25 protein-coding genes are annotated in these 26,302 nt (G+C 45.8%); 21 read left to right on the forward strand and 4 right to left on the reverse strand.

Translation table 11 applies throughout. From position 1 onward, the window contains the following. The first annotated feature begins 84 nt into the window (after positions 1-84). The 7 genes from SULKU_RS06890 (at position 85) to SULKU_RS14400 (ending at position 4,590) form a co-directional block, all read left to right on the forward strand. Positions 85-504, forward strand: coding sequence for a class II SORL domain-containing protein (locus SULKU_RS06890; protein WP_013460226.1), 420 nt, complete (start codon positions 85-87; stop codon positions 502-504). A 198-nt stretch (positions 505-702) separates the two neighbouring features. Beyond that, complete coding sequence (locus SULKU_RS06895) at positions 703-1,113, forward strand: hypothetical protein (RefSeq protein WP_013460227.1); 411 nt, start codon at positions 703-705, stop codon at positions 1,111-1,113. Between the two features lie 81 nt (positions 1,114-1,194). Further along, the gene (locus SULKU_RS06900) at positions 1,195-1,857 is read left to right on the forward strand and encodes a uracil-DNA glycosylase (protein WP_041666771.1); all 663 of its coding nucleotides are present in this window, start codon (positions 1,195-1,197) and stop codon (positions 1,855-1,857) included. A gap of 59 nt (positions 1,858-1,916) precedes the next feature. Further along, entirely contained in the window at positions 1,917-2,921 is a 1,005-nt protein-coding gene (locus SULKU_RS06905) for a hypothetical protein (RefSeq protein ID WP_151174273.1), read from the forward strand. After that, positions 2,899-3,564, forward strand: a complete 666-nt coding sequence (locus SULKU_RS06910; protein ID WP_041666772.1) for a Crp/Fnr family transcriptional regulator — start codon at positions 2,899-2,901, stop codon at positions 3,562-3,564. The genes SULKU_RS06905 and SULKU_RS06910 overlap by 23 nt, the downstream gene beginning before the upstream one ends. Positions 3,565-3,630: 66 nt before the next feature. Continuing rightward, positions 3,631-4,137 (forward strand): ferritin-like domain-containing protein, encoded by a 507-nt coding sequence (locus SULKU_RS06915; protein WP_013460231.1) that lies wholly within the window; start codon positions 3,631-3,633, stop codon positions 4,135-4,137. 3 nt (positions 4,138-4,140) lie between these two features. Continuing rightward, positions 4,141-4,590, forward strand: a complete 450-nt coding sequence (locus SULKU_RS14400; protein ID WP_013460232.1) for an ankyrin repeat domain-containing protein — start codon at positions 4,141-4,143, stop codon at positions 4,588-4,590. On the opposite strand, the gene SULKU_RS06925 is transcribed toward SULKU_RS14400, so the two are convergent. After that, complete coding sequence (locus tag SULKU_RS06925) at positions 4,585-4,956, reverse strand: YbgC/FadM family acyl-CoA thioesterase (protein WP_013460233.1); 372 nt, start codon at positions 4,954-4,956, stop codon at positions 4,585-4,587. The genes SULKU_RS14400 and SULKU_RS06925 overlap by 6 nt on opposite strands. A 231-nt stretch (positions 4,957-5,187) precedes the next feature. Between SULKU_RS06925 and SULKU_RS06930 the strand changes: the two genes are divergently transcribed. Both SULKU_RS06930 and SULKU_RS06935 read left to right on the forward strand, forming a co-directional pair. After that, the gene (locus SULKU_RS06930) at positions 5,188-6,465 is read left to right on the forward strand and encodes an MFS transporter (protein WP_013460234.1); all 1,278 of its coding nucleotides are present in this window, start codon (positions 5,188-5,190) and stop codon (positions 6,463-6,465) included. Positions 6,466-6,537: 72 nt separating this feature from the next. Then, entirely contained in the window at positions 6,538-8,178 is a 1,641-nt protein-coding gene (locus SULKU_RS06935; protein ID WP_013460235.1) for a bifunctional protein-serine/threonine kinase/phosphatase, read from the forward strand. Between the two features lie 11 nt (positions 8,179-8,189). On the opposite strand, the gene SULKU_RS06940 is transcribed toward SULKU_RS06935, so the two are convergent. Beyond that, positions 8,190-8,915, reverse strand: a complete 726-nt coding sequence (locus SULKU_RS06940; RefSeq protein ID WP_245535138.1) for a hypothetical protein — start codon at positions 8,913-8,915, stop codon at positions 8,190-8,192. 132 nt (positions 8,916-9,047) lie between these two features. Here SULKU_RS06940 and SULKU_RS06945 point away from each other — a divergent pair, with 132 nt between their 5' ends. From SULKU_RS06945 to hrpB, 11 genes are all read left to right on the forward strand, one after another. Next, positions 9,048-9,473 carry an RrF2 family transcriptional regulator gene (locus SULKU_RS06945; RefSeq protein ID WP_013460237.1) on the forward strand — a complete coding sequence of 142 codons (426 nt, stop codon included), beginning with the start codon at positions 9,048-9,050 and terminating at the stop codon, positions 9,471-9,473. Positions 9,474-9,602: 129 nt separating this feature from the next. Next, positions 9,603-10,985 (forward strand): CmpA/NrtA family ABC transporter substrate-binding protein, encoded by a 1,383-nt coding sequence (locus tag SULKU_RS06950; RefSeq protein ID WP_013460238.1) that lies wholly within the window; start codon positions 9,603-9,605, stop codon positions 10,983-10,985. Between the two features lie 10 nt (positions 10,986-10,995). Then, entirely contained in the window at positions 10,996-11,787 is a 792-nt protein-coding gene (ntrB, locus tag SULKU_RS06955; RefSeq protein ID WP_013460239.1) for a nitrate ABC transporter permease, read from the forward strand. Beyond that, positions 11,784-12,584 (forward strand): ABC transporter ATP-binding protein, encoded by an 801-nt coding sequence (locus tag SULKU_RS06960; protein ID WP_013460240.1) that lies wholly within the window; start codon positions 11,784-11,786, stop codon positions 12,582-12,584. Before ntrB ends, SULKU_RS06960 begins: the two co-directional genes overlap by 4 nt. 29 nt (positions 12,585-12,613) lie before the next feature. Next, positions 12,614-13,870 (forward strand): alginate export family protein, encoded by a 1,257-nt coding sequence (locus tag SULKU_RS06965; RefSeq protein WP_013460241.1) that lies wholly within the window; start codon positions 12,614-12,616, stop codon positions 13,868-13,870. 178 nt (positions 13,871-14,048) lie between these two features. Continuing rightward, positions 14,049-14,825, forward strand: a complete 777-nt coding sequence (gene cobA / locus SULKU_RS06970) for a uroporphyrinogen-III C-methyltransferase (RefSeq protein ID WP_013460242.1) — start codon at positions 14,049-14,051, stop codon at positions 14,823-14,825. Next, on the forward strand, positions 14,803-16,713 hold the full coding sequence (locus SULKU_RS06975; RefSeq protein ID WP_013460243.1) for a nitrite/sulfite reductase: 1,911 nt from the start codon (positions 14,803-14,805) through the stop codon (positions 16,711-16,713). Before cobA ends, SULKU_RS06975 begins: the two co-directional genes overlap by 23 nt. Further along, a complete protein-coding gene (locus SULKU_RS06980) occupies positions 16,700-18,724 on the forward strand; it encodes a molybdopterin oxidoreductase family protein (RefSeq protein ID WP_013460244.1) in 2,025 nt (674 codons plus the stop codon). Before SULKU_RS06975 ends, SULKU_RS06980 begins: the two co-directional genes overlap by 14 nt. 48 nt (positions 18,725-18,772) lie before the next feature. After that, the gene (locus SULKU_RS06985; protein WP_013460245.1) at positions 18,773-19,150 is read left to right on the forward strand and encodes a DUF6394 family protein; all 378 of its coding nucleotides are present in this window, start codon (positions 18,773-18,775) and stop codon (positions 19,148-19,150) included. A 10-nt stretch (positions 19,151-19,160) separates the two neighbouring features. Continuing rightward, positions 19,161-20,816 carry a potassium channel family protein gene (locus tag SULKU_RS06990; RefSeq protein WP_013460246.1) on the forward strand — a complete coding sequence of 552 codons (1,656 nt, stop codon included), beginning with the start codon at positions 19,161-19,163 and terminating at the stop codon, positions 20,814-20,816. Between the two features lie 12 nt (positions 20,817-20,828). Further along, on the forward strand, positions 20,829-23,330 hold the full coding sequence (gene hrpB / locus SULKU_RS06995; RefSeq protein ID WP_013460247.1) for an ATP-dependent helicase HrpB: 2,502 nt from the start codon (positions 20,829-20,831) through the stop codon (positions 23,328-23,330). A gap of 1 nt (position 23,331) precedes the next feature. On the opposite strand, the gene recR is transcribed toward hrpB, so the two are convergent. After that, positions 23,332-23,901, reverse strand: a complete 570-nt coding sequence (gene recR, locus SULKU_RS07000; RefSeq protein ID WP_013460248.1) for a recombination mediator RecR — start codon at positions 23,899-23,901, stop codon at positions 23,332-23,334. Positions 23,902-24,017: 116 nt separating this feature from the next. On the opposite strand from recR, the gene dnaJ reads away from it, so the two are divergent. Beyond that, a complete protein-coding gene (gene dnaJ / locus SULKU_RS07005) occupies positions 24,018-25,133 on the forward strand; it encodes a molecular chaperone DnaJ (protein WP_013460249.1) in 1,116 nt (371 codons plus the stop codon). Here dnaJ and SULKU_RS07010 read toward each other — a convergent pair whose 3' ends face one another. Continuing rightward, on the reverse strand, positions 25,134-26,234 hold the full coding sequence (locus SULKU_RS07010) for a hypothetical protein (protein ID WP_013460250.1): 1,101 nt from the start codon (positions 26,232-26,234) through the stop codon (positions 25,134-25,136). It lies immediately after the preceding gene. Between the last annotated feature and the right edge of the window lie 68 nt (positions 26,235-26,302).

A 26,302-nucleotide genomic window follows, 5' to 3' on the forward strand; every position in this document is an offset into this window, starting at 1 on the left:
GAGATAAAATATCTTATTTAGGTGTTGTTAAAAGTTTTGAGGAGTACAATACCCACATCATAATTATTCAATTAAGGAAACATCATGCCAACAATCAATCGTTACGTAGATATCAGCACAGTAGACCGTGAAGCGAAAAAAGATTATATCGATCGTCACTCACCGTTTATCCACTGTGCAGCAAATGCTAAAAAAGGCGAAAAATTTGCCGTTACGGTAAAAATGGGGAACGAATATTCTCATCCTGATGATTTCGATCACTTTATCGCCAATATCGCACTTTATAACGGTGAGACATTACTTGCACGCGCAGATTTCGTACCCGGTACACTCGGAAATGAAAAGAACCATGCGGAAGTCACTTTCAACATCGTTCCGACAGGGAAAAAATTGACCCTTGTAGCTCACGGCTACTGTACTAAACACGGCGTATGGGAATCAACTCCGGTTGAAGTTGAAGTCGAAGAAGCCAGTTCTTGCTGCGGCGGCGGACACTGCTCGTAAATTCTAAATAAAGCCCAAAGCGGGCTTTATCCCCCTCTTTACAAAATTTCTTCAACTTTTTTCTCATCTCGCATCATTGCAATGTATAAAAAACAGATACCTGAATAATAAATAGTAATAGATTTGTAATCAAACGAGAAGTTAATTACAACACTTTTTGGATATCATATTAAAACTATTTTTAAAGATTATGTACTTATGGATGAGAACATCTTAAATCGGGTCAATGTACTCGTCAAAAAAACGTACTATACATATGAGCGATTTGAGGTTGACGCAACGTTTGCCCTGTTGTACCATGAAACACCATTAAGTGTAGTGGATTTATCACAATTTGTGAGGCTTTCAGATCATTTGATACAGTTGGATGAACATCACTATTTTATAATTTTTGCATTTACGTCTGAAGAAAACGCTTACAAAGCATCTCAAAACATTATCCATAAGTTAGACGGACATTTTAATAACCACAGCAGCTCAGTCGCATTGGATTCGTTGGATGTAACCATGTCGCCGAAACTTATTTTAAACCGTCTAAAACAGATTATGAAAGAGATCCACAAAGATTCCCATGTCCGCATTGAAACGGAAGATATCCTTCACCGCTAAGAAAATCAGATTAGACTTTTTATCTCCTTTTAACCCCTTCTTATCTATACTCCATTAAATACATAAACGTAAGTGAATGCCGTGGACTCTTTTCAAAATCTTGCTCTTCTCGAAAATCTTTATCGGTTAAAATCATTAGGGTATTCTTTTGTTGATCCGATTACGCCGAATCTTCAAACCCCTTTGAACTCATTACCCGATTCTCTTGGGGAAATTAATCAAAACATTGCTCAATGTTTTCTCTGCGATTTGAGTAAGTCCCGCCGTCAAAGTATGAGCGGATACGGCAACATTAAGGCTCAACTGATGTTTGTGGATGCCTACGTTTCAGCCGCTGAAGATGAGAGTTCAGAGTATTATGTCGGAAGATCGGGCGTGATGCTGCGGGATATGATTGAAAAAGTGTTGAATCTAAAAATTGAAGAGGTTTTCTTTACCCATGCCGTTAAATGCAAGCCGTTCGGTTTTCAAAATCCTTCCCCCAGCGAATGCAGCAGCTGCGCTCCGTTTTTATCCAAACAGATTGAACTGATTAAACCCCGCATTATCATTCCTCTGGGAGCGGATGCCTATCGGATACTCAGCGGAGACCACGGAGATTTTGAACGTGTCCGGGGAGAGATTATCCCTTATGGAGATTCTCAATTGATTCCGATGCATCATCCCCTCTATCTTGTACGCAATCCCTCTTGTAAAAAAGAGGCGATGAGGGATTTGCAAACTATCAAGAGCCAGTTATTATGATCTTTTTGCGTTTAGCTTTTATCCTTTCGCTTATGTTCGTTTTTTCTCAGGGAAAAACGATGGTTATTCGAAAATCATCCGATGCAATCCACCCGATTCAAACATCCATCAAACCTGATGAATCGATTAAAATTGCCGTAGTCTCTTCTCCGAAGATAATCGGAAAATATGCACAGTCGGTTTATAACGTCGCACTGGCAACACTCTCAACCCGTCGAAGCGGCCGTTTTTCAATACAACAATATACTATGCAGGATGAATCGTCAATAACGTTGGCAGAAACGTTTGCAAAACTGCGTGAAGACAAAATGGATGCCGTACTGGCTCCCCTTACCGGTGAAGGTGCCAAGAATCTTGTCCATATCGAGACACATCTCCCGATATTTATTCCGACCGTGCATAAGCGTGATATCCCATCAGCTCCTGATAATATCACTTTCGGAGGAATCGATTATCTGGCACAGATTGAAGCGCTGCTCCCGTATATGGCAGATTCAATTTCAATCTTTTACGACACTTCACCGGTGGGTTCGCAACTAAAGTCATCTACCGAAGAGGTTTTTCTGGCTCATGAACGCGAAAAGAAAAAAGTCAGAAGCTACGCCGTAGACTTTAACGGTGACAATATTATTTCCCATCTTTCAAAACCTTCCCTATTTAACAAAAACAGTGTAATCCTTCATATTCCTGTTGTAAAAAGCGCTATTTTGGCCTCCCAACTCACTTTTATAGGGATCAAAGAACGTAATATTCTCTCCACACAAATCAATATGGACCCGAATCTTTTAGTGTTAACCCAATACCGAGATCGAAAAAATATGATCATCGCCAATTCTCTCGTTGAATTCCCTCCTTCGATTTATGAGGCTAATGAATTGATGAATAACGATCTTGCCTATGATTGGATTCAATACTCCAGCAGTGTCGGAATCGATTATCTTGTCTCGATGTTAGATAATACGCCACGAGCCTATACAATGCGTCTAATTAATTCTCAAGTTATTTATCCTGTTGAGCTGTTGCATGCGAAAGAGTACGGTTTTGAATCAGTTACCTCAAAATAATTCGCTTTCTCTGGAACGAATCGGAATTTTCTCCCATTTAACCCCACTACAGTGCAATCAGATCGAACAGATCGGAATTATCCGCCATTATAATAAAGGTGAAATCATTTTTTATGAAGGGAACCAAAGCGATTATTTTCATTTTCTGATTGAAGGGGAAGTTTCCATTTTCAAATCAACCGCCTCAACCGAGACGATGTTGATACACCGATTCCGGGCACCTTCATTGGTCGCCGAGGTCGCAACATTGAAACAAGTCCCCTACCCGGCTTCGTGTGAAGCGATAGATAGCTCAATTATTTTAAAAATTGCTCGTGATCCTTTTCTTAAACTTTTGCAGAATGATCCCTCATTGAGCATCGCCCTTATCTCCTCACTGACCCAAAAAATATCCGCATTAGAGCTCTCGCTGCAACGACACAGTGCCCCAAACGCCATGGCAAAAGTAGCGCGATTGATTCGAGATGATATCGGTATTTTTCAGCGCCTTAAAGGGATCGAAATTGCACATTTGCTTGGGATTACGCCCGAAACACTATCAAGAATGATTAAAAAATTAAAATCCGAAGGGATAATAGAATTCTCGAAAAAAAACGGTTTAAACCTTTTGTCCTCGGATAAATTAAATCGGTGTTGCGGATAATTATTTTCCTTTAAGAGAAGCAGTGATAGAGTTAAACAATCTATAAAAAAAGATAAGGAGTTTACGATGGGCAAAAGAGGTATTTCACTCCTTCGAGGAATCGAAGCGCAAACGGTTTACGAACTTCTTAACAAAGCATATTGTGATGAATGGTTAGCGTATTACCAGTATTTCATCGAATCCAAAGTGGTCAAAGGGTTAATGAAAGATGCTGCAATCGCAGAGCTTACCCAACATGCGGCGGATGAGCTGCGTCATGCTACGATGGTAGCCGATCGGATTATTCAGCTCGGTGGTACTCCGGTACTTCATCCTTCCGAGTGGGTAAGCAATTCCAATTGCGGATATGAGGCCCCGACTGATCCTGATGTACGCAAAGTTCTTGAACAAGCTATCAAGGGCGAACAATGTGCTATCAGTGTCTATTCCAATATCCTCGACATTACTCGGGAAAAAGACATTATTACCTATGACATGGTCTCACAAATTTTGGCAGATGAAGTCGAGCATGAAGAGGATCTACAGGCACTGTACGATGACATCCATGATTTTATTGCCGAGTTTAAAAACTAACGTATGAAAAAAATTCTTTTATTAGCAGTCCTACTCTCTAATCTCCTGTATGGTGCAGAGATATTGAAACTGGTAAGTTTGCTTGACCTTAATGATACCGAGGCGCTTGAAATGCAGGTTCAAAATCTGAATGATGCGAATGCCGCCAGAGAGGATAACAATAAAACAGTTTTAATGTATGCTTGCTGGGTCGGGAATTTGGAAGCGGTCAAGTATCTTGTCTCCAAAGGTGCGGACGTAAACGCTCAAGACTCCGGCGGTGCGACTGCATTGCATCTGGCTGCTTGGAAAGGGCACAACACTATTGCTTTGTATCTACTTGAAAACGGCGCTTCAGGAAGTTCGATGAGTAAAGACGGGATGACACCCTTGGATATTGCATTGATGAAAGAAAACAAAGAGATCGCAGAAGCGATTGAAAAAGCGGCACCGAAACTCAAGCCTCTCTTATAAAGCTGAGAGAAATTGTTTTTCGCGATCGGGGATTTTTGTCATTTTTCCCGAAAAATCGATATGAACCAGAACAATCTTCATCGAAAAAAGTTTCTCATCGGCTCTGAATACTTCCTGCAATAACGTAAATGAGGCATTTTTAATCTCTAAGAGTGTTGTTTTTACCTCTAAAATGTCAGCGAATTTGGCACTTTTCAGATACTCCGCATCGATATGTTTGGCTACGAAATGTCCGTTTTCCAATATCGGTGAACGTCCGGCATCAAAAAAAAGCTGACTGCGGGCCCGTTCGCAGAAGTTAAGATAGTTGGAGTGGTAGACGACTCCCCCGACATCAGTGTCTTCGTAATATACGCGTATTTGCATATCAGGCCTCTATTTTTCAATTTTTAAACGCAGATTTATATATAAATTTTCCGTGGGATTTATCCTAGCGTATTATACATGCACTATCGATTTATCTTCAATTATTGACTTTATAGCATGATTTTTATTTTAAACATCAATATGATTAATTTTTAATCATAATATAGTATTAACAGTGAAATTTTCGCGTTACAATTATTTCAGATAAAAAAATCCTAATTAGGAGTGGATATGAAATTGGGTGAATTGAAAAAAGAGGGGCACTGGCCGTCACTGCTGGCCGCCTTCTTGTATTTCGACTTTAGTTTTATGATGTGGACGATGCTCGGACCGTTGGCGACTGAGATCAATGAGACGCTAAGTGCGGCAGGCAATGCCCTCAATGATTCGCAGATCGCGACCTTGCTGGCGCTTCCGATTATGTCCGGAGCCCTTTTACGGATTCTTCTCGGTTTCTTCGTCGATAAATTCGGACCGAAAAAGACCGCGTTGGGATCACAATTGATCGTTATTTTCACCCTCTTCTTCGCATTCATCCAATCGGATGCGATTACCTATAATCAGCTGCTGCTGGTTGCGCTCGGTCTCGGATTCGGCGGTGCGTCGTTCGCCGTTGCCCTTCCGCAAGCGGGACAATGGTATCCGCCGCGTCTTCAGGGGGTTGTTTTGGGTATTGCGGGTGCGGGAAACATCGGGGTCGTGATCGACTTTTTGTTTGCTCCTAAGATCGCTCAACTGTGGGGATGGCCATCGGTTTTTCTCGTGGGCGGAGTCCTATCAACAATCATTTTCATCGCCTATATGTTTTTGGCAAAAGATGCCCCGCTAAGCATTTATAAGCCGAACCCGAAGAGATTCAAAGACTACATGAAACTTCTAGGGGATAAAGACACCTGGTGGTTCAACCTCTTTTATGCAGTCTCATTCGGTGGGTTTGTCGGATTTGCCAACTATATGAAAGTCTATTTGATGAACACCTATCAAAGCGATATGTCCGCTATCGGTCTGGATATTCTGAATGAAGACAATGTCAAAGTCATGGCAGGATATTTCGGAGCTCTCTGTATCTTCGCCGGGGCTGTTTTGCGTCCGGTCGGAGGGGCTATCGCCGATAAAATGGGCGGGGTAAAATCCCTCTATGTATTTTATGGTAGCATTGTAGTGTTGTCTCTGATCACGGCCTTGATCGACCTGCCGTTTTGGGCAGCGATTACGGTGATGTTTTTGATCATGGCGAATCTCGGAATGGCAAACGGTTCGGTGTTCCAGCTCGTACCGCAGCGCTTTGGTAAAGATATCGGGATTATGACCGGACTTATCGGTGCGGCCGGAGGATTGGGCGGATCGGCTTTAATCAAAACATTCGGTTGGTCTCAGGGGGCATTTGACGGTTATGCCGCCGGGTTCTTAATCTTTGCCGGATTCGTTTTAGTGGCGATATCGGGTATCTCTCTGGTAAAAACCCGATGGAGAACGACGTGGGGTGCGACTGCAGGCGGACGGATTTAAATCCTGTATTATACGGTGCATCGCACCGTAAATATGAAATTGACAAAATCCTATATAACTTGGACTTTTAGCATGCTGCAACTGCAATCCAGCGAATATATTCTTCCCAAACCCGGTTCCACAGGAGATGACGCATGCGCCTATGCCATTATCGATAATTCGCTTTTCGTATCGGTATTGTGCGACGGCGTGGGGAGCGCCAAACGCGGCGGAACCGCCGCCCGTCAGAGTGTCAAATTTTTTATCAATCAGTTCAAATCCCGTCCAAAAGCATGGGGGATTTCCAAAACGATGGAAGTCTTTACCCGCCATATCAACGGGCTCCTCTTTAAAGAGTCGATTTCCCAGTACGGGCAAATCGAACTGCTGACAACACTCTGTCTGGCAATCATCGAAGGCGAGAGCCTCTATACCCTCAATCTCGGAGATTCCCGCATCTATCTTTTGAAACAAAACGGAGAGTTCAAGCGCCTCAGTACCGATCATACGATGGATGATGAATACATGTCGCACGTCCTGACCCAAGCCTGCGGCATGAGTGAAAACATCGATCCGAATATCGTCTCTACCCCGATCGCCGTCGGAGACACTCTGGTTTTATGCAGCGACGGCGTCTACAATCTGATCGATGAAAAAAGTTTTATGGATCTGGTACATCAGGGATTAGGATCTGCAACGATCATCAACCACGCCGCTCAAGACGGCCAACTGCACGATCGTGATGATATGAGTCTGCAGATCTTTCGTATCGAATCACTCGATCCGCTGCACGCACTCAAAAACAACGATCTTCCTATCCCTAAATCGCTGTATGAAGGTGACATTATCGACGGATATACCCTCATATCACCGATGATGGAACACCGGCGGATCTGGAAAGTGAGCAAGCAGGGGCAATTCTATGTCATGAAATTCCCGATGCGCGCGTATGATGAACAAGCCTTGGACGAATTCGTCCGCGAAGCATGGACCGCAAAACAGATCACCCACAAAGCCTTCGGTCACGCATGGATTCCCGAAGGGCGCAGTGTCCGCTATTATATGATGGACCTCGTTGAGGGAATCAATTTAAAAGATTACGTCAAAAACCGCCCTCTCTCCATCGACAATGCAATCGAACTCGGAAAATTTCTCCACCGAGCCGAAGCCCATCTGCTGCATCTGGGATTGGTGCACGGCGACATTAAACCCGAAAATATCATCGTCTACAAAAAGGAAGGGGAAGCGGGGGTCAATTTTAAAATGGTCGATTTCGGCTCGATTGTCGAAATTTTTTCGACCGACTCCCGAGCGGGGACCCCCTCATACCTTGCGCCCGAACGGTTCATCGGAGGCGTTATCAACGAATCGACCGAAATCTTCTCAATCGGAGTCACCCTCTACTGGGCTTTGAGCGGCAAACTCCCTTACGGCGAGATCGAACCGTTCCAGACTCCGACGTTCAAAACTCCCAAACGTCCGGTCAAGCTCAACAGCAATATCCCCCTCTGGCTTGATTCGATCATCATGCGTGCCATTGCCGTTTCGCCGGAGCGTCGCTACACTCACTACTCCGAATTTTTTTATGAGCTTAAAGCGCCCGAGAAAGTCAAACCTTTCTTCAGCGATGAGACACCCCTGATCGAGCGTTCGCCCGTCATGTTTTACAAGATCGGATTTTTTCTTGCCCTCGCTGCCGAGATTGTAACCTTTGTCCTCTATGTTTCGAAGTAGCCTGAAAACAACTACTTTTCAAGTATAAACAGATTGTTGCTCGGATGGCATTCAGCGATAAACCGCTCTTTGAGCTCCCGGTCAAACGTCATCAGATAAACATTTGCATTTTTGAGCGAAAGCGTTTGAAAGTGCCCCAGTAAAATATCATCGGCGACATTCTTGCCGTGATCGCATTTGGTGAAATTAAACGACTGAAGCGTCTTTTTATAATCGTACAGATCGGCTTCCCATTGGCTTTTGTATAGATACAGAGAATCAGGGTTGGCCGCGACATAAATACGATTATCGGGAATGTCGAATTTCTCGATAACGTCGTTGAACAACGATCCGATGTTGGAAAAGTTTTCAATATCCCAAAACAGATAATCTCCGCGGTTTTGCGTCGCTTTGGACTTGTTTATCAGGGTCAGACGTTTGGAAATGTTGTAGTGGTTATGGGCAATATCATTGATTAGTTCGATCTTGTTTTTGAGTTTTTGCGCATCGGTCGTATCAAATTTCAGCACCTTTCCCAGTTCGATGTACAGCTCGATATCGGCGAGTTCCTCTCTCGCCCCACCCTTTTGATAACTCTCCAGTGCTTTGAGTTTATAGGGGGGGAAAATAATCCCGATATTCATCGCTTTCCCCTCACCGAAAGCCCTTTTGACTTTGGCAAAGAGACGTTTCGCCTCGTCGGTATTTTCTAATTCTATCGAACCGAAATATTTTTGATTAATTATAATTTTTTGCACTTTCACCCTTTGTCGAGAATATTTTAGCATTTGATACTTCATATTTTGAGTGCTCTTTCTTTTAAGGCATCCATCTCTTATTACTGGAAGTTTTGTATAATGCAGCTATCAGTTTCCTTAGAAGGTCCCTCTATGCTCTCTTCTGCTTGTCAAGATACTATCCGCGCCGCCGTATGGCTCTCCACCAAAGAAATCGGAAAGTTTTATCGTATACAAGAGATCAGCGAATCGCTGGAACTGCCGTATCACTTTCTCTCAAAATCGCTCCAAAAACTGGTTCATGCGGGGATATTGGTCTCTTTGCGGGGTGCCTCGGGAGGGGTGAGCCTTTCAAAACCCGCATCGGAAATCACCCTGCTCTCGATTATCGATGCCGTAGACGGAAGCGTCTTTTTTGATACCTGCGTTTTAGGTATCGGAGATTGCGAAGCGGAAAAACCGTGCGCTTTGCATGCGCAATGGGATGTATGGCGCCAAGAGATGCTGGAGATGTACTCCGCCATGCGCCTGAGCGAGATCACCGATGACGTCATCTTGCGAAAAGTAAAACGGATTTAGACCTCTTATTTTCACAATTCTCACACCATACATAAAAGTGATTATTTTTTAATCAACATACTGCATAGTATTTCTAATTTTTACTCTACAATTATTTCAGACAAAATAGTCTTAATAAGGAGTTTCATTATGAAAAGCTTGAGTATTTTAGGAAAAGGTGCATTAGTGCTCTCTATTGCCGCCTCTATAGCCATGGCCGCACCGGAAAAAGCAAATTTGAAAATAGGGTTTATCGCCCTTACCGATTGTGCTCCGATCGTCATTGCGAAAGAAAAAGGTTTCTTTGCCAAACACGGATTAAACGTTGATGTCGTAAAAGAAGGGGGCGGATGGGCCGGAATACAGCAAAAAGTGATCAGTGGAGAATACGACTATTCCCACGCTCTTGCCGTGATGCCGTTAGCCGCGACACTCGGTATCAGCGGAAATACACCGATGTATGCCCTCCTCTCCCTCGATTACAACGGTAATGCAATTACCTTCAGTAACGACGTAATCGATCAAATGGAAAAATACGGATTGGATTCGGTCAAACGACCGGTTACGTCTGCCTCACTCAAAAAATTGATCGATGCCAAACGTGCCGCTGAAGGATCAAAATATAAGCCTCTTGAATTCGGTATGGTATTTCCTGTCTCTACCCATAACTATGAAATTCGTTATTGGATGGCAATGAGCGGAATTGATCCGGATGCCGATACGACGCTTAAGGTTGTTCCGCCGCCTCAGATGGTCGCGAATCTTCAAGCCGGTAATATTGACGGATATTGTGTCGGTGAACCGTGGAATGAACGGGCGGTAATGGCAAATCTAGGTTCGTCTTTGGTTACCAACTATGACATTTGGAACAATAAACCCGAAAAAGTATTGATGTCGACCAAATCATTTGCCGATAAAAATCCGGAGACTACCCAAGCCGTCATGCAATCGATCATTGAGGCGCAAAAATGGCTTGATGCTTCTTGGGATAACCGGAAAGAGGCTTCCGCCATCCTCTCTAAAAAAGAGTATGTCAATGCCCCTAAAGATATTATCGACAATTCGATGACAGGTACATTTCAATTCCTAAAAGGAAAACCGAGTGAACCTAATCCGATGTTTAACGTCTTTGCAAACAATTATGCCGCATATCCGTTCTACAGCCACGGGATGTGGTATCTGACTCAGATGATCCGCTGGGGTCAAATCAATAAAGCGATCGACATGAAAAAAACGGTCGAAGCGGTTTACCGTCCCGATTTGTTTGCCAAAGCAGCGAAAAGCGTAGGGTACAGCCTCCCTGCTTCACCGTGGAAAATAGACGGTAAAGACCAATATAACAAATTTATCGACGGCAAAGTGTTTGACCCCAATCATGCCGTAGATTATATCTATGATACCAAAGTCAATCATGCCAAAGTTTCCAAAGCAGCTTTGGCCAAAGCAAATACGTGGAAAGTTAAAACACTTCAGCCGGCGTATGTATGTCCTTACGGTCCTGCAGGCTGTGCTAATCCGAAATTTATCAAATAAGGGTTGAGTTATGAATTCCAATGTGTTTGAATTGGGCAAGAGGATTGTTCTTCCTCTGCTCGTACTCGTACTCATAATCGCCGGATGGTCGGCACTATCGAGTCATGTGGAACAGTTTCCTACTCCGAGTGAAACGTACGATGTCGCCAAAGAGGTGTTCGCCGATCCGTTTTATATCAACAATGAGGATGACAAAGGGATCGGATGGCAGATACTCAACTCTCTAGAGAGGGTATTCGGCGGATTCGCTCTGGCCATTCTTGTCGGAGTGCCGCTAGGACTGTTGATCGGGATGAGTAAAAATGCGTTTATCGCTCTCAACCCGTTTATCCAGATACTCAAACCGGTTTCACCGCTGGCATGGCTGCCTCTGCTGTTGTTTGTCTTTAAAGATATTAATTTAACTGCGATTACAACCATTTTTATCACCTCGATCTGGCCGATCATCATCAATACGGCTCTGGGTGTGAGAAGTGTAAGCGAGGATTATCTCAACGTCGCGAAAGTGTTGCAGCTCACGCCGTTTGAAAAAGTGTTTCAGATCATTCTCCCTGTAGCGGTTCCGTTTATTTTTACGGGAATGCGTCTGTCGCTGGGGATAGCATGGCTCGTTATCGTCGCGGCAGAAATGCTCACCGGCGGTATCGGTATCGGCTTTTGGATCTGGGATGAATATAACAATCTCAATTACCACTCGATCATTATCGGGATTGCGATTGTCGGTGTAATAGGGCTTATTTTGGATGCTATTATGGGGTTGATTGCCGATTTCTTTGATTATCGAAAGCGAGGACGAGCATGAGTGTAAAACCATTTTTAAAAATCGATCATGTCGATAAAATCTTCCCTTTGGGCGGAGGAAAAGAGTATGTCGCCCTTCGGGATGTCAAACTCGAGATTAGAGAAAATGAAATCGTTTCGATTATCGGACACTCCGGCTGCGGAAAATCGACGATTCTCAATCTGATAGCCGGCTTGGATACGATCAGTAACGGAACCATACTGTTGGAAGACAAACATATCACGGCACCCGGACCGGAACGGGCGGTAGTCTTTCAAAACCATTCACTCCTACCATGGCTCAGTGTGTATCAAAACATCGAGATGGCCGTTCGAAAAGTATTGGGAGACGATCTGAGCCCCGGCGAGATCCGCGATCATGTGATGAAATACATCCATATGGTCAATCTCGACCATGCGAAAGATAAATTTCCCGGTGAGATCAGCGGGGGGATGAAACAACGTGTCGGAATCGCCCGTGCACTCGCCATCGAGCCAAAAGTACTGCTGATGGATGAACCGTTCGGAGCACTCGACTCATTGACCAGGGCCAACCTGCAAGATCATTTAATGCGGATTCAGATGCAAACAGGAAATACCGTCATCATCATCACCCACGATGTCGACGAAGCGGTACTGCTATCGGATCGGGTCATTATGATGACTAACGGACCGGAAGCGACGATCGGTGAGGTATTGGAGGTCAATCTTCCGCGTCCCCGCAATCGTCTGGAATTACAGCATAACGAAGAGTATCTTCGATGCCGTGGTGCGATCATCGAGTTTCTCTATTCGAAATTCGCAAAAGAAGATGAATAAATACCCTATAACACGACAAGGATTCACACATGATAAAAATCACATTATCAGCCATTGCCATCTTGACGATGGCCAGTCCGGTTACAGTCTCTTTGAGCGCCGATGAGGGCTTTAGCCTATTGGGCAATGCTAAGTTCAACGGCGAAATCCGCCCCCGTTATGAAACCGTAGACGACGAATCTACCGCATCGGGCAGTGCCGCCAATGCTATGACCGTGCGCGCGGTGCTCGGTTTGGAGGCGCAACTGCTCGGCATCGAAGGCCTCTCAGGAAAAGTAGAAGGGACAACTGTTCAATCGATCGGCGGAGAGCACTATTACAGTGTCACAAACAGCCGTTCAAGTACCGCTTACGATACGATCGCCGATCCTCAGCAGTCACGTATTACTCAAGCCTATCTGCACTACAAACTGAACAAAACAACGGCCAAAGTCGGACGTCAGATCATCAACATCGACAATCAGCGTTTCGTAGGATCGGTTGACTGGCGTCAGATGCCGCAAGTTTTTGATGCGGCACTCATCAGCGATAACACCATTGACGCGTTGACGCTGACCGGTGCGTATGTCTGGGGAAGAGATCTGGCGATCAATAATAATCCGACGTCGAAGACAAACTCCATAATCCTCAACGGATCGTACAAAGTGAGTGATATGCTCAAAATTACCGCCTATGACTATATGATCTCGTCTGCCAGCGATACCGTCGGAATCGCATTGACGGGGACGCTTCCTTTCGCGAATGCAAAAGTCGCCTACCGTGCCGAATACGCTTCACAGGGGGATGCGTCGCGTGACACCGACAATCTTCCGGCAAATCAAAATGTTCAAGCCGATGCCTACTACTACAACCTGGATCTAAAAGCCGATATGAACGGCTTTTTTGCGGGTGCAGGATACGAGTTTTTAAGCGGAACGACAACGACTGATGGCAAAACCAAATTTCAGACCCCTCTGGCCACGCTTCATGCCTTCAACGGATGGGCCGATAAATTTTTGGCTACCCCGACAGGCGGCCTCAAAGATACAAGCGTGACCCTCGGCTACAGTGCGGCAGGTCTGGGAAAAGCGATGGTCGTGTATCATGATTTCGCAACGGACGTGGAAATGGGCGGCAAAAGCGACTTAGGGAATGAATGGGATCTGCTCTACACCAATGCGATTCCCGGTGTAAAAGGGCTAAACGCTCTTGTGAAAGCCGCTTTTTATAATGCCGGTGACGTCAATCCGACAACAACATACGCTGATACCGATAAAATCTGGCTCCAACTCGATTATAAGTTCTAGCCTTCTTGCTTCATACGGCTGAATACCTTTGCGTATTCAGCCGCCCCCTATTTTACCCTTCTACATAAAGAAAATCGGGTGATTAAAAAATAATCATAAATTTGATTTACTTCTCGATATTTTTGACTATTATTTTTAAAGATAAAAAAGTCTGAATAAAGACTCCAAGGAAAATAAGATGCACGGAAAACTCTATTTGATCGGATGTGGTCCCGGTGATGCCGATCTATTAACCCTCAAAGCACTTAAAACAATTCATAAACTTGATATTGCCCTGATCGACCATCTCCTCACCCAGGAGATCATCGATCTGATCTTGCCGCACACCAAAGTGGTATTTGTCGGAAAAGAGAAAGGAAAACACAGTTTCCCGCAAGAGACGATCAACGCAATGATTACCGAATATGCCCGTCAAGGCTACACGGTAGGCCGTCTCAAATGCGGCGATCCCTATATCTTCGGCCGGGGTACCGAAGAGGCGATCTATGCCTCATCAAACGGTATAGAGACGGAAGTCATCCCCGGTATCTCCTCGGCGCTCTCAGGCCCGCTCTCGGTCGGGATTGCTCCGACTGCCCGCGGTGTCAGTACCGGGGTCTCGGTCGTATCGGCACATCTGTCCGGTGACCGGGTCAATCTCTCATGGATTCCGATGCTCGGGGTAAGCGACCATACGACGGTCGTGCTGATGGGGCTCAGCCGCATACGCCAAATCGTCAAAGAGGCGCTGGATCAGGGAATCGATCCTCATCTTCCCGTCGCCATCGTCTCCAATGCCACAACCGCGATCCAAAGCTCTATCGTCACGACCCTCAGTGAGCTTGTCGCAACGGCCAAAGGGGCGCCTAAACCGGCGATCTTAGTGTTCGGAGAAGTAGTCAATCTATCTCAGATTCTCCCGAAATACCGTTATGAACCGAAGGAGGTATCGTATGACATCGCTCATGCAGGCTAATGAAGCGCGCAGCGCCAAACGCCACAAAACCGAATCGATCAAAGATGCCTTTAACGCAACCGAAGCGTGGGAACGGCTGATAGGCTATTCGAAAAACGGCTACGCATCGATCAGTGATGACGATAAAGATTTTGTCCTCAAAAGTTTCGGTATTTTCGACCGTCCCGCCACTCCGGAGCGTTTTATGCTCCGTGTACGGATTGCCGGAGGCGCTTTAAATGTCGAGCAGGCTACGGCACTCGCGTATGTCGCCAAAACGTTCGGTCAAGACTACATCGATCTAACAACCCGACAGCAGATCGAACTGCGATACCTGCGGATCGAAGATATCCCCGAACTGTACAAACGGCTCGAAGATGTCGGCCTCACGGGATATCAAACCGGAGTCGATAATTTCCGTAACATTCTCATCGATCCGCTTGATGGGTTGGCCATGGACAATATTATTGCCTGTCGTAGTATTTTGGAAGATATTCAATCGCTCTTTTTAAAAAATCCCGACTGGATCACCACCCTCCCTAGAAAATTCAACATCGGCATCAACGGATCCCTCTCCAACCGATGCAACATCTTCGGTCAGGACTTCGCCCTCTCGCTTGCCCAGAAAGAGGGAGTTTACGGTTTTAATCTCTATCTGGGGGGACGTGTCGGATCGTTGGCCCACACTGCCGATATGTTTGTATTGCCGAGCGAAGCACCCGAAGTGTTCGAAGCGGTAGCAACCCTCTTTAAAACCTACGGCTTTCGGGACAACCGCAACAAGAACCGTCTCAAATTTCTCATAGAAGCGGTCGGTATGGATGAGTTTCGTTCAGCGATCGAAGAGTATCTCGGGCGCCCTATGGCGCACGCGGGAGAGTCTCTAACGGCATTGGAGGGGGGCGATCATTACGGAAAAATAGCCCTAAAAGACGGATCGTTCGCCCTGTATTCGGCCGTTCCGTCCGGTGTGTTCAGCGGAAGCGATCTCTATCACGCGGCAGAAATCGCCCGATCACAAAACGGCTCAATCCGTCTGACGATCGAGCAAAATCTCATTGTCGCCGGTGTCCATGACGAAGAGAGCGCTTTGCAATCACCGCTGTTTGTCAACTATCCGAATCGCCCTTCACCGTATATGGCGAACCTCATCGCGTGCGCCGGAAGCGAGCATTGTCCTTTCGGTGTTATACCCGGCAAGCCTGATGCCATCACTATGAGCGAATATCTCGCCTATACCGTGCCGATCGAAGATGCTAAAATCCGCCTCTATTGGTCGGCCTGCATCAAAGGGTGCGGTGTTCACGGAGCGGGAGATTTGGGATTCGTCGGATGCAAAGTCGCTAAAGGGGGCAAAACAATGCTGGGGGTCGATATCTTTATCGGCGGAACCCTCAGCGGCGAGGGGGGAGAGGGGCATCTTTTGCTCAAAGGGGTTATCCTGGATGAGGCGAAAGAGTACGTTGCCGAGTTAATGCGTGAGTATCGCGATCTTAAAACGGACAAAGAGAATCTGGAACGTTTTATCCGACGGTTACAGCATCGATACAGCAACTATGCGATCGGGTTTGTAATGCAATGGAATCGCCTCATGGAGCAACATTCGCTCGAAGCAAAACTCCGTTTTAATCTTAAAACGCACGGCGGAAGTCATAAAGAGCCCGATGAGATTTACCATTTCGGTTTGGCACTGGTCCATTCGATGACCAAAAGCAAAGCCTATGACGTCGAAGACCCGTTTGCCGAGGGGAAAAAACCGTATCTATTTGATACCGCATCGTTGGACGTATCTTATCGCCCCTATAAAGAGATTATCGAAAAAATGCTCCATCCCAACCCGATGCTTCGGTATCAGGTTTTTACCGAAATCGTCAGCGACATCGAGAAAAAGCTCCATGAAAACGGATAATATCACCTTAACGGGCTGCCCGTTTTGCGGAACGGGATGCGCACTCTCTGTCGAGTGCAATGAGAACGGATACAAAGTCAAAGGGGATAAAACCAACCCCTCGACCCAAGGGGATCTGTGTTTCAAACCGATTCAGATGGCGAAAGCCCTCGATGCTCACCGCCTGACTTCCCCGCTTTATCGCTCGGATAAGACAAAACCTTTTCAGGAAATATCGTGGGATGAAGCAACCGCCCTCCTCGCCCAAAACATTTCCGATCTTCCCAAAGAGGCACTCTACTTTTATCTCTCAGGGCAGCTTCTGAGCGAGGAGAGCTATCTCTTTACCAAACTGATCAAAGGGCATTTGGGAACCAACAACGTCGACGCGAACTCCCGCCTTTGCATGGCAACCGCCGTCGTCGCCCACAAAATGGCGTTCGGAAGCGACGGTCCGATAGGCAGTTACGCCGATATCGACGATGCCGATGCCATTATCATCAGCGGCTCCAATCCCGCGTGGGCGCATCCGGTCATCTTCCGTCGGATACTATCACGTAAAAAAGCCCATCCCGAGACAAAAATCATCGTCATCGATCCGATCTATACCGAGACGGCCGAAAAAAGCGATCTGTGGATCGGTCTCTCTAGCGGAAGCGATACGACCCTTTATAACGCCCTCTTAGCCGAGCTCTATCGACGCGGTGCATGTGATACCGTTTTCATCGATCGCGCGACCGAAGGGTTCGAGCAAACCGTATCTGCAGCCATGGATATCTCTTTTGCCGATTCCGTCGCCTCCTGCGGACTCTCTTTGAACGATGCCGAATCACTGGTCGAACTCTTTGCATCCGATAAAAAGATACTGGGGTTATGGTGTCAGGGACTTAATCAGGCACATGATGGCGTCATGCGAAATCTCGGTTTCATCAACCTCTTTTTAGCCACGGGGCGTTTAAATGCCCAAAAAGGGCTACCCCTTTCCCTTACCGGTCAGCCCAACGCGATGGGAGGACGGGAAGTCGGATATCTCTCCAACGCCCTGCCGGGATACCGTGATGTCCGCAACGGCGATGATCGAGCCGTATGCGAAGCGTACTGGAATCTTCCGTTACATACGATTGCCCCTACTCCCGGTATCACTATTACCGATGCGATCGATGCCATAGCCGCCGATCAAATCCGATTTTTGTGGGTCGCCTGCACCAATCCTCTCCTCACCCTTCCCGACGTGAAAAAAACACAGAGTGCCCTCAAAAATCCGAACCTTTTTTTGGTTGTCCAAGACTGCGTCCTCAGCGAAACGGCATCGCTTGCCAATCTCGTCCTGCCGACACTATCATGGGGAGAAAAAGAGGGGAGCATGACCAACTCGGAACGTTTTATCAAACGCTTGCGCCCGTTTAAATCCGGCCCTGAGGGAGCCAAAAGCGACATTGACATTATTTGCAGCGTAGCGCAGAAACTGGGATTTGAGGGATTTGACTATCACGGGGCAGAAGCGATCTATAACGAGTATAAAGCACTTACCGAGGGGCGGTTATGCGATCAAAGTAACCAAGCGTATGAATCGCTCTCATTCCAATGGGGAGGGGAGCGTCTCTATGCGGATGAACATTTCGCCACACCGACGTGCAGAGCCCAGTTTCATCCTATCCTCTCCTCGGCCCCTCAGCGGGATAAAGATACGTTTGTCCTGATTACCGGCCGAACCAAAAAACAGTGGCATACGATGACCCGTACCGGGCAGGTTGCCGAACTTTTAAAAGAGGAAGAATACCCCTATCTTTTGATGAACGCCGAGGAGGGGGAAGCGTTGGGGATATACGAGGGGGAGCCTGTAATCATCACCAACCACTTAGGCTCGCTCGAGCTTCCGGTACGGTTCGGGAAACTGGCACCGAATCATCTGTTTGCCCCGTTCGGCTATCCGGAAACTCCGATTAATACACTGGTTCCGGTAAAAAACGATCCGTTTTCATCCCAAAGTGCACTCAAATCCGCTCGTGTAACACTTCATTCGTCTTTTTGACATTGTCTAAAGTAAGAATAATGTACAATAAAAGAAAAAGAGGTATATATGAATTCCGAAAAAGTGATTTCCGGTTTTTTTATCATCCTGGCCCTTACACTGAACTTTGGATTTGTGTACGGTGATTTCGATGTGATTGCCTATCACAGTGTTTATGAATTGGTCGCAGCCATTACCGTTAATATTATTGCTACGATCATGAAACTGGGGGATAAAACCCAAACCGGATCGGTTCTTCTGGCTACTAGTTTCGTAGCGGACTTGCAACTTCTTGCCGCAGCGTCTTTCTGGGGGATTGTCAATATGACCAGCGTTATGACCCCGGAACTCTTTACTATTGTCGTCTCTTTAGCTGTCGGCGCATTGGTTGCGAATATTATCTCTGTCACCCTTTTCGTCGGTGAAACGCTTCTTCTCAAACGCTGATTACTGATCTATGAGTAACGAATCGACCATTTGGCTTTTTTTGCGAAAAATGAGGACTCCCCTCATTGTCCTAAATCTAGCCCATGCCATCCCTGTTATCCTTCTCACCGCTGTTCCGGGTGTTGACGGAGAGGGGAAAACGGTTTATCTCAGTTTTTTTGATGCGATGTATATCGTCGGATACACTGCGACGACGATCGGATTTGGTGAGATCCCGTATGCTTTTACCTATCCTCAGCGGTTGGTTGTTCTTCTTACAATTTATTCGAGCGTTCCGGCATGGATTTACGCATTGGGTTCTATTATCGCATTGCTTCAAGAGAAAACGTTTACCAATGCGATCAAAATGAATACATTCCGCCGCAAGGTTCGTCACCTCAGGCAAGATTTTATCATCGTATGCGGCTATACCGATGCGGGGAAACTGTTGATCGATAGGCTCAATAAAGATAATCTTTACCGTATCATCGTTATTGATAAAAGTATCGAAAAAATCGAAGCACTGCAAAGTGAAATGTATCTCCCCTCGATTCCCGCAATCGTTGCCGATGCTTCGATGACGAATGTACTTAAATCATCGGGAATTGAATCACCTCAGTGTAAATTTTTGGTTACGTTGTTCGATGATGATCAGCTCAACCTCAAAATCTGTGTCCGCGCCCGTGTTTTAAATCAGGGACTTCGTATTATAGCCCGGTCCGGGATTAAACAGGGGGGCGAAAATCTCTCTAATATCGGTGTCAATCACGTCATCGACGCCTTCTCGATTATCTCCAAACGGATCGATTTCGCTCTGCGTTCCCCGTACCTGTTTAATCTTTTGAGTTGGGTTCAGGGGGGAAATCTGCATGTCAGCAAAAGCGATATCCTCCCTATCGGGAAATATATCGTATGTTCTAAAGGGCGGTTCGGAAACACGCTTCAAAAGACTCTTGATAACAACCGTATTGAATACACCTATCTGGATATTAATAAAGATACCCATGAAAAAGTCTCTTCGGATCAGGATTTTTTCATTCAGGCCGGGATTATGGATGCCGCCTGTATTATCGCCGGAACCAATGATGATGCGATCAATCTCTCCATCGTTGCGACCGCGCGTAGCCTGAATCCTAAAATTTTTGTTATCGTGCGGGAAAATGAGCTTGAAGAGAGAAGTCTTTTTAGCAATCTCAGAGTGGATAAAATATTTATTCTTGATCAAATCGCCGCACTGGACGGCTATAACTACATTGATCGTCCGATGACGTTTAAATTTATCGATGAAGTATCAAAATACAATAAAGAAATGTATGTTGATACATTGCTGCTGATTACCAAAAAAGTTAATAAGCGCCCTGCTCTGATCGAAATGGAGATCGATGAACACCATATGTATGCGCTCAGCCGCTATTTAACTGAAGCGTCCGTATCTATCGGACAATTGATTCGTAATCCTTACCATGACGGCGAAGATCTGGAGATAGTCATTTTGGGGCTTGAGCGTTCAAATGGAGAATTCATCCTTTTACCGGATGAATCTACCTTGCTGCAGCCGAATGACCATATTTTATTCGCATCTACCCGTCCGAGTCTGGATCGATTCCAAACCATTGTCAACCATTATTATGAACTCTATTTTGTCATTCACGGAGTTGAAGCGCGACGATTTAAATTATTCGGCTGATTGAACCCTATTATGCATCTCCCCGTTTTGGACGTTATCGACGATATACGATCAGCCTTATTGAATAACAGCCGTCTAATCCTTCAAGCCCCTCCGGGAGCGGGAAAGACGACTGCCGTCCCCCTCGCCTTGCTTAACGAACCCTGGCTCAACGGTAAACAGATCATCATGCTGGAACCCCGTCGTATCGCCGCACGGAGTGCTGCAATGCGTATGGCGGATATGCTGGGCGAAAAGGTAGGAATGAGGGTCGGATATCAAATCCGTTCCGAAAAAAAACTCTCTGATCAGACGAAAATAGTTGTCGTCACCGAGGGGATTTTGACCCGTATGCTTCAGCGTGATCCGTCATTGGAAAATATCGCCCTTATTATCTTTGATGAGTTCCATGAACGTCATCTGCACAGTGACGTATCTCTAGCCTTTTCTCTGCAGTCACAGGAGTTTTTACGCGATGATCTCAAAATTGTCGTTATGTCTGCAACCCTCGATACTGCTTCTTTACAAACCCTATTGAACCATCCTCCTCTTATCACCAGTGAGGGGCGCAGTTATCCGATTAGCGTTGAGCATTTGCCCCCAAACTCATCGCCGGTCGAGCCTAAAAAGATTGTTCCCTCTATCATGAACCTGCTCACGAAAGTCATCGAGCAGGATAAGGGAAGTATTCTGGTGTTTTTGCCCGGTACCCGTGAGATCAAAGAACTTGATACTTTTCTCAAAGAGTATTGCCGCACGATGGATATCGATATCGCTCCACTGTACGGCGAACTCACAAAAGAAGCGCAGCAACATGCCATAGCACCGTCACAAAAACGTAAAATTGTCTTGGCCACCAATATCGCCGAAACCAGTTTGACGATCGAGGGGATCAGTATCGTTGTTGACTCCGGACTGGAAAAAGTGCTTATGTTCGATCCGAAAAGCGGTATGGAGCGTTTAGTTACCCAAAAAATTTCCCGAGCTTCTGCACAACAGCGTTCAGGACGTGCAGGACGGCTTGAAGCGGGAAAATGTTACCGTCTGTGGGGTGCGGCGGCTCATCACAGTCTCTCTCCCCATAAAGAACCGGAAATCCGTCTTTGCGACTTGACTCCTCTAGCCTTAGAACTCAGCGCATGGGGGGATTCGGATCTATCATGGCTTACTCCGCCGCCGTCCAAGGCACTGATGCACGGCGAGTCTTTGCTTGGCTCATTGGGGGCGATCGATGATAAAGGTGTCATAACGGCGCACGGCAAAGAGATGTTGGGGTTGGGGATTCATCCCCGCTTGGCGCACATGATCCTCATCGGGCGCTTACTCGGGTATCAGAGTGAAGCGATTTTACTTGCTTCTTTGCTAAGCGAACGCGATCTCTACACCCGAAGTTCTGTCCGAACTTCCGATATGCGGGAGCGGTTTTGGAGCTTATGCGATGCGATGATCAAAAAAACGCTCCCGTCCGTAATTGCAGAGAATGCTAAAGTCATCCTCATGAACGCGAGTGACCTTTCAAAACGGCTGAATACATCGCTTTGTTTATCACGCGATTTCCCCTCAGCAATGATCGCTATTTTACTCTCCGTCGCCTATCCTGATCGAATAGCACGTATTCGTACATCCAAAGGGGAGAAATATCTCCTCAGCAACGGCAAAGAGGGACGTTTGCGGCGAGAGGATGATCTATTTGGCTCAGAATGGCTCGTCGTCACTCAAAGCGACGGCGAATCAACGACCGGAGAGATATACCAATGTGCTCCGCTTGAATATGAGCTTTTAGAGCATCATGCCCCCGAACTTTTTACTACCGATGAGACGATAACATGGAATAGCAATACGGGACGGGTCGAAGCCCGAGAGATTCGTCGTTTGGGTGCTATCGTCATTGAGTCGCGTCCGATTGAGAGTCCTGATCCGGTTTTAATGAAAGAAAAACTTTTGGAGGGGATACGTTTAATGGGACTTGACGCCCTCCCCTGGTCGGTACAGTCGATTGCTCTTCGCCATCGCCTCCAAACATTGCACTACCATGCTCCCGAAAGCAGTTTCGGCGATTTTAGTGACGAGGCGCTGCTGGGGTCGTTGGAAATATGGCTGCTTCCCTATCTAACGGCACAGAGCTCTTTGCGCGAGTGTGAATCGCTTGATCTGCATGCCATCCTCGCATCACAGCTTTCGTGGGAACAGAGTCAGCGTCTTGATCTATTATTACCGACGCATTTTACGGCCCCGACCGGAAGTTCAATTCCACTCGATTACTCTGATCCCGAGGGGATCGTTCTGGCTGTGAGGATACAGGAAGTTTTCGGATTGGAGAGCCATCCGAGCGTTTTGGAGGGGAAAATAGCGCTGTTGGTGCATCTGCTTTCGCCGGCACGCCGCCCGATCCAAGTGACCCGCGATCTTGTCGGCTTTTGGAACGGCTCGTACGGTGATGTCAAAAAAGAGCTAAAAGGGAGATACCCCAAACACTACTGGCCGGATGATCCTCGCAATGCGGAAGCAACGAGCAGAACGAAAAAATATATGTGATTTATATGCTGACGCGGTCTTCCATCGCTTTGGTAAGCGATAGTATATCGACGTTTTCCAAACTCACACCCGTCGGAACCCCCTGCGCGATTCGGCTGAATCGGACATCGCAATCGATCAGTTTATCTTCGATATAGAGCATAACTCCCTGATTGGCGATCGATGGGGTCAATGCGAAAATCACCTCTTTGATTCCGCTTTGGATCACTCCGCGCAAATGGGCTATATCAAGCTCTTCTATAGAGTCTAAAACAAAATAACGACCGTCAAAAAGGCCGTTTTCTTCAAAGGTCAAAATATCTTTGGCATTTTCGACAATACAAAGCACTTCATGATTACGCCGCTCATCACTGCAAATCGAACACAGTTCATCTTCGCTCAATCCACCGCAGGAACGGCATTTTTTCAAAGAGGTAATAGCATTTTCGATCGCATGGGCGAGTTTAAGTGCCCCGAAGCTGTCGTTCATAACCATATGATAGGCTAAACGGGTCGCCGATTTCTGCCCGACGGTCGGGAGATTTTGGAGGGCATCGACAAGGCGGTTAAATTTTTCAAGGGAACGTTTCATAATCGATATTGTAGCAAAGGTTGTACCACAAATAGTTTAGTCTTAATGACTCAATTAAGCTAACACTCTTTTTGACATGGTATAATTGCAAAAAAATATGTTTTTGGAGTTGTTTCGTGGAAGAAATGAGTTATTATGAGATTTTAGAGATTAGTAAAAATGCCAGCGGAGACGAAATCAAAAAAGCGTACCGCAAAATGGCTAAACTCTACCATCCTGACCGTAATCCGGATGATCCGACGGCAGAACATAAATTCAAACTCTGCAATGAAGCATATCAAGTCCTGAGTGACGATCAGCAGCGCTCTATTTATGACCGTTACGGGAAAGAAGGTCTTCAAGGGGGTGGCGGTCGTAGAAGCAGCGGCGGGTTTGACGATCTCGGAAGTATTTTTGAAGAGATGTTCAACGGTTTTGCGGGAGGCGGACGTCGCCAATCACGCGCGCAAAGCGATAAATTCCCGCTCGATTTGGGCGTAGAGATGCGTGTCAGCTTCAAAGAAGCGGTTTTCGGATGCGAAAAAGAGGTCAAATTTACCGCCAAAAATTCCTGTAAACCCTGTAAAGGTACCGGAGCCAAAGACGGCAAAGTCACTTCGTGCAGCCAGTGCGGCGGCAAAGGACAGGTGTATGTACGCCAAGGCTTTATGACCTTCTCCCAAACCTGCCCTGCCTGTCACGGCGAAGGTACCATGGCAAGTGAAAAATGCCCCGACTGTAAAGGCAAGAGCTATACGGAAGAAAAAGAGACCGTTACTATCAAAGTCCCTGCCGGAATCGATACGGGGAACCGTTTACGTGTCTCGGGACGGGGTAATACCGGAAAAAGCGGCGTAAGAGGCGATTTGTATGTGACGTTTGAAGTCGAAGAAGACAGTCACTTTATCCGAAACGGCAACGATATCTATCTCGAAGTTCCCGTATTTTTTACCCAAGCGGTCCTGGGTGAAGATATCACGATTCCTTCATTGAACGGTGAATTGACATTGGAACTCGAAACGGGAACCAAAGACGGTCAGCAGTACCGTTTCCGAAATGAAGGGGTTACTGATGTACACGGTCGCGGCAAAGGGGATTTGATTGCCCAAATCCACCTCACCTACCCTAACCGTCTAAACTCGGCTCAAGAGGAGTTGTTGCAAAAGCTCCAGGAGAGTTTCGGTATCGAATCTAAACCTCACGAGTCGTTGTTTGAATCGGCTTTTGAAAAAGTCAAAGGATGGTTTAAATAACTATCCGTTCGGGATATCCGGTTTTTCCCCGGATATCATTTGGATAAAATGACGGACTTTTTTGATCACGCTGTGCTGCTCGTTATTCATCCAATTATGCAGTAGGGTTTCGTTATGCGAATCATATACGATACTGAATGCCACTTTCATCATTCCGGGGATATCCATAGTTTCAATATAAAGCGGTATAGCTTCAACGGATACATTCAGATTGTCGACAATAATTTGTGCATCTAAGGGTTTACCAATTTTGGATGATATAGTTACCAATACTGTTGGATCATCGGTTTGCACGGAAACACCTTTTTCCGATAAATCGTGTAACGGCAAGGAAATAGTTTTCTCATTTTTGCTAAATATATTTAAATGGCCGATTTTTTCTATCGCATAGCGTATATTGTTTCGCAGGTGAAACCCCTCTGAGACAAGGCGAAGATTTTTCAGCCATATTCTTCCCCCTTTCAAATCATAACTGGATACATCCCCCGCAATCATCAAATCTTGTTTGATGCCGATCAGCCATTCCTTGCCTGTTTCCGTTGCGATAAGTTGATTTCTTTCAATACTTATTTCAATCATTTCATTGCTGATACTGATTATTTTACTTTCGGCTTTGAGAGGGATCCCTTTATAAAGAACTATCGAAATAAATTTTTTATCCTCAAAGTTCGTTCCCAATGCGTTCGTAAGCAATTTCCACTCACTGTTATTAAGGGGTGAATATTCATGTTTTTTTTGAAGGAGATTTGGAAGAGATTGGCTGCTATTCTTTATAGCTTCTATCGACTGTTCAGATATCTTGACTAAGACGAAGATGGTTATATCATCACTAATGCTTCGGCGTTCAATTTGAATGATACTGTTTTGATTTAAAAAATAGCTATTGTTAAAAAAGAAGTCATGAACTGTGTTATGCGTTGGGTTCGGTATTCCTAAGCGGTTACCGATGATTTCGATTATACGCTCTTTTGAGAGTGCAGATAAGAGTAGAACATTTTGAAGATGGTCATTTATAAAAAAAAGGGTTCTTTTCTTGAACAGCATCACCCCGACAGGGAGATGCTTGTATGCATAAAAGAGACCTTTTATTGCATTCTCCACTGTAATATCCTTTTATGGATCTTAACTATCCATTATTACAGTTTAGTGTTGCAAGTTTGTTGCAAAAT

The organism is Sulfuricurvum kujiense DSM 16994 (assembly GCF_000183725.1).
Taxonomy (GTDB): Bacteria; Campylobacterota; Campylobacteria; order Campylobacterales; family Sulfurimonadaceae; genus Sulfuricurvum; species Sulfuricurvum kujiense.

What these genes read in the sequence shown, in the direction of transcription:
- SULKU_RS06890 (WP_013460226.1), top strand. Translation starts at nt 85, where the DNA reads ATGCCAACAATCAATCGTTACGTAGATATCAGCACAGTAGACCGTGAA.
- SULKU_RS06895 (WP_013460227.1), top strand. Translation starts at nt 703, where the DNA reads ATGGATGAGAACATCTTAAATCGGGTCAATGTACTCGTCAAAAAAACG.
- SULKU_RS06905 (WP_151174273.1), top strand. Translation starts at nt 1,917, where the DNA reads ATGGTTATTCGAAAATCATCCGATGCAATCCACCCGATTCAAACATCC.
- SULKU_RS06915 (WP_013460231.1), top strand. Translation starts at nt 3,631, where the DNA reads ATGGGCAAAAGAGGTATTTCACTCCTTCGAGGAATCGAAGCGCAAACG.
- SULKU_RS14400 (WP_013460232.1), top strand. Translation starts at nt 4,141, where the DNA reads ATGAAAAAAATTCTTTTATTAGCAGTCCTACTCTCTAATCTCCTGTAT.
- SULKU_RS06925 (WP_013460233.1), bottom strand. Translation starts at nt 4,956, where the DNA reads ATGCAAATACGCGTATATTACGAAGACACTGATGTCGGGGGAGTCGTC.
- SULKU_RS06930 (WP_013460234.1), top strand. Translation starts at nt 5,188, where the DNA reads ATGAAATTGGGTGAATTGAAAAAAGAGGGGCACTGGCCGTCACTGCTG.
- SULKU_RS06935 (WP_013460235.1), top strand. Translation starts at nt 6,538, where the DNA reads ATGCTGCAACTGCAATCCAGCGAATATATTCTTCCCAAACCCGGTTCC.
- SULKU_RS06945 (WP_013460237.1), top strand. Translation starts at nt 9,048, where the DNA reads ATGCTCTCTTCTGCTTGTCAAGATACTATCCGCGCCGCCGTATGGCTC.
- SULKU_RS06950 (WP_013460238.1), top strand. Translation starts at nt 9,603, where the DNA reads ATGAAAAGCTTGAGTATTTTAGGAAAAGGTGCATTAGTGCTCTCTATT.
- ntrB (WP_013460239.1), top strand. Translation starts at nt 10,996, where the DNA reads ATGAATTCCAATGTGTTTGAATTGGGCAAGAGGATTGTTCTTCCTCTG.
- SULKU_RS06960 (WP_013460240.1), top strand. Translation starts at nt 11,784, where the DNA reads ATGAGTGTAAAACCATTTTTAAAAATCGATCATGTCGATAAAATCTTC.
- SULKU_RS06965 (WP_013460241.1), top strand. Translation starts at nt 12,614, where the DNA reads ATGATAAAAATCACATTATCAGCCATTGCCATCTTGACGATGGCCAGT.
- cobA (WP_013460242.1), top strand. Translation starts at nt 14,049, where the DNA reads ATGCACGGAAAACTCTATTTGATCGGATGTGGTCCCGGTGATGCCGAT.
- SULKU_RS06975 (WP_013460243.1), top strand. Translation starts at nt 14,803, where the DNA reads ATGACATCGCTCATGCAGGCTAATGAAGCGCGCAGCGCCAAACGCCAC.
- SULKU_RS06980 (WP_013460244.1), top strand. Translation starts at nt 16,700, where the DNA reads ATGAAAACGGATAATATCACCTTAACGGGCTGCCCGTTTTGCGGAACG.
- SULKU_RS06985 (WP_013460245.1), top strand. Translation starts at nt 18,773, where the DNA reads ATGAATTCCGAAAAAGTGATTTCCGGTTTTTTTATCATCCTGGCCCTT.
- SULKU_RS06990 (WP_013460246.1), top strand. Translation starts at nt 19,161, where the DNA reads ATGAGTAACGAATCGACCATTTGGCTTTTTTTGCGAAAAATGAGGACT.
- hrpB (WP_013460247.1), top strand. Translation starts at nt 20,829, where the DNA reads ATGCATCTCCCCGTTTTGGACGTTATCGACGATATACGATCAGCCTTA.
- recR (WP_013460248.1), bottom strand. Translation starts at nt 23,901, where the DNA reads ATGAAACGTTCCCTTGAAAAATTTAACCGCCTTGTCGATGCCCTCCAA.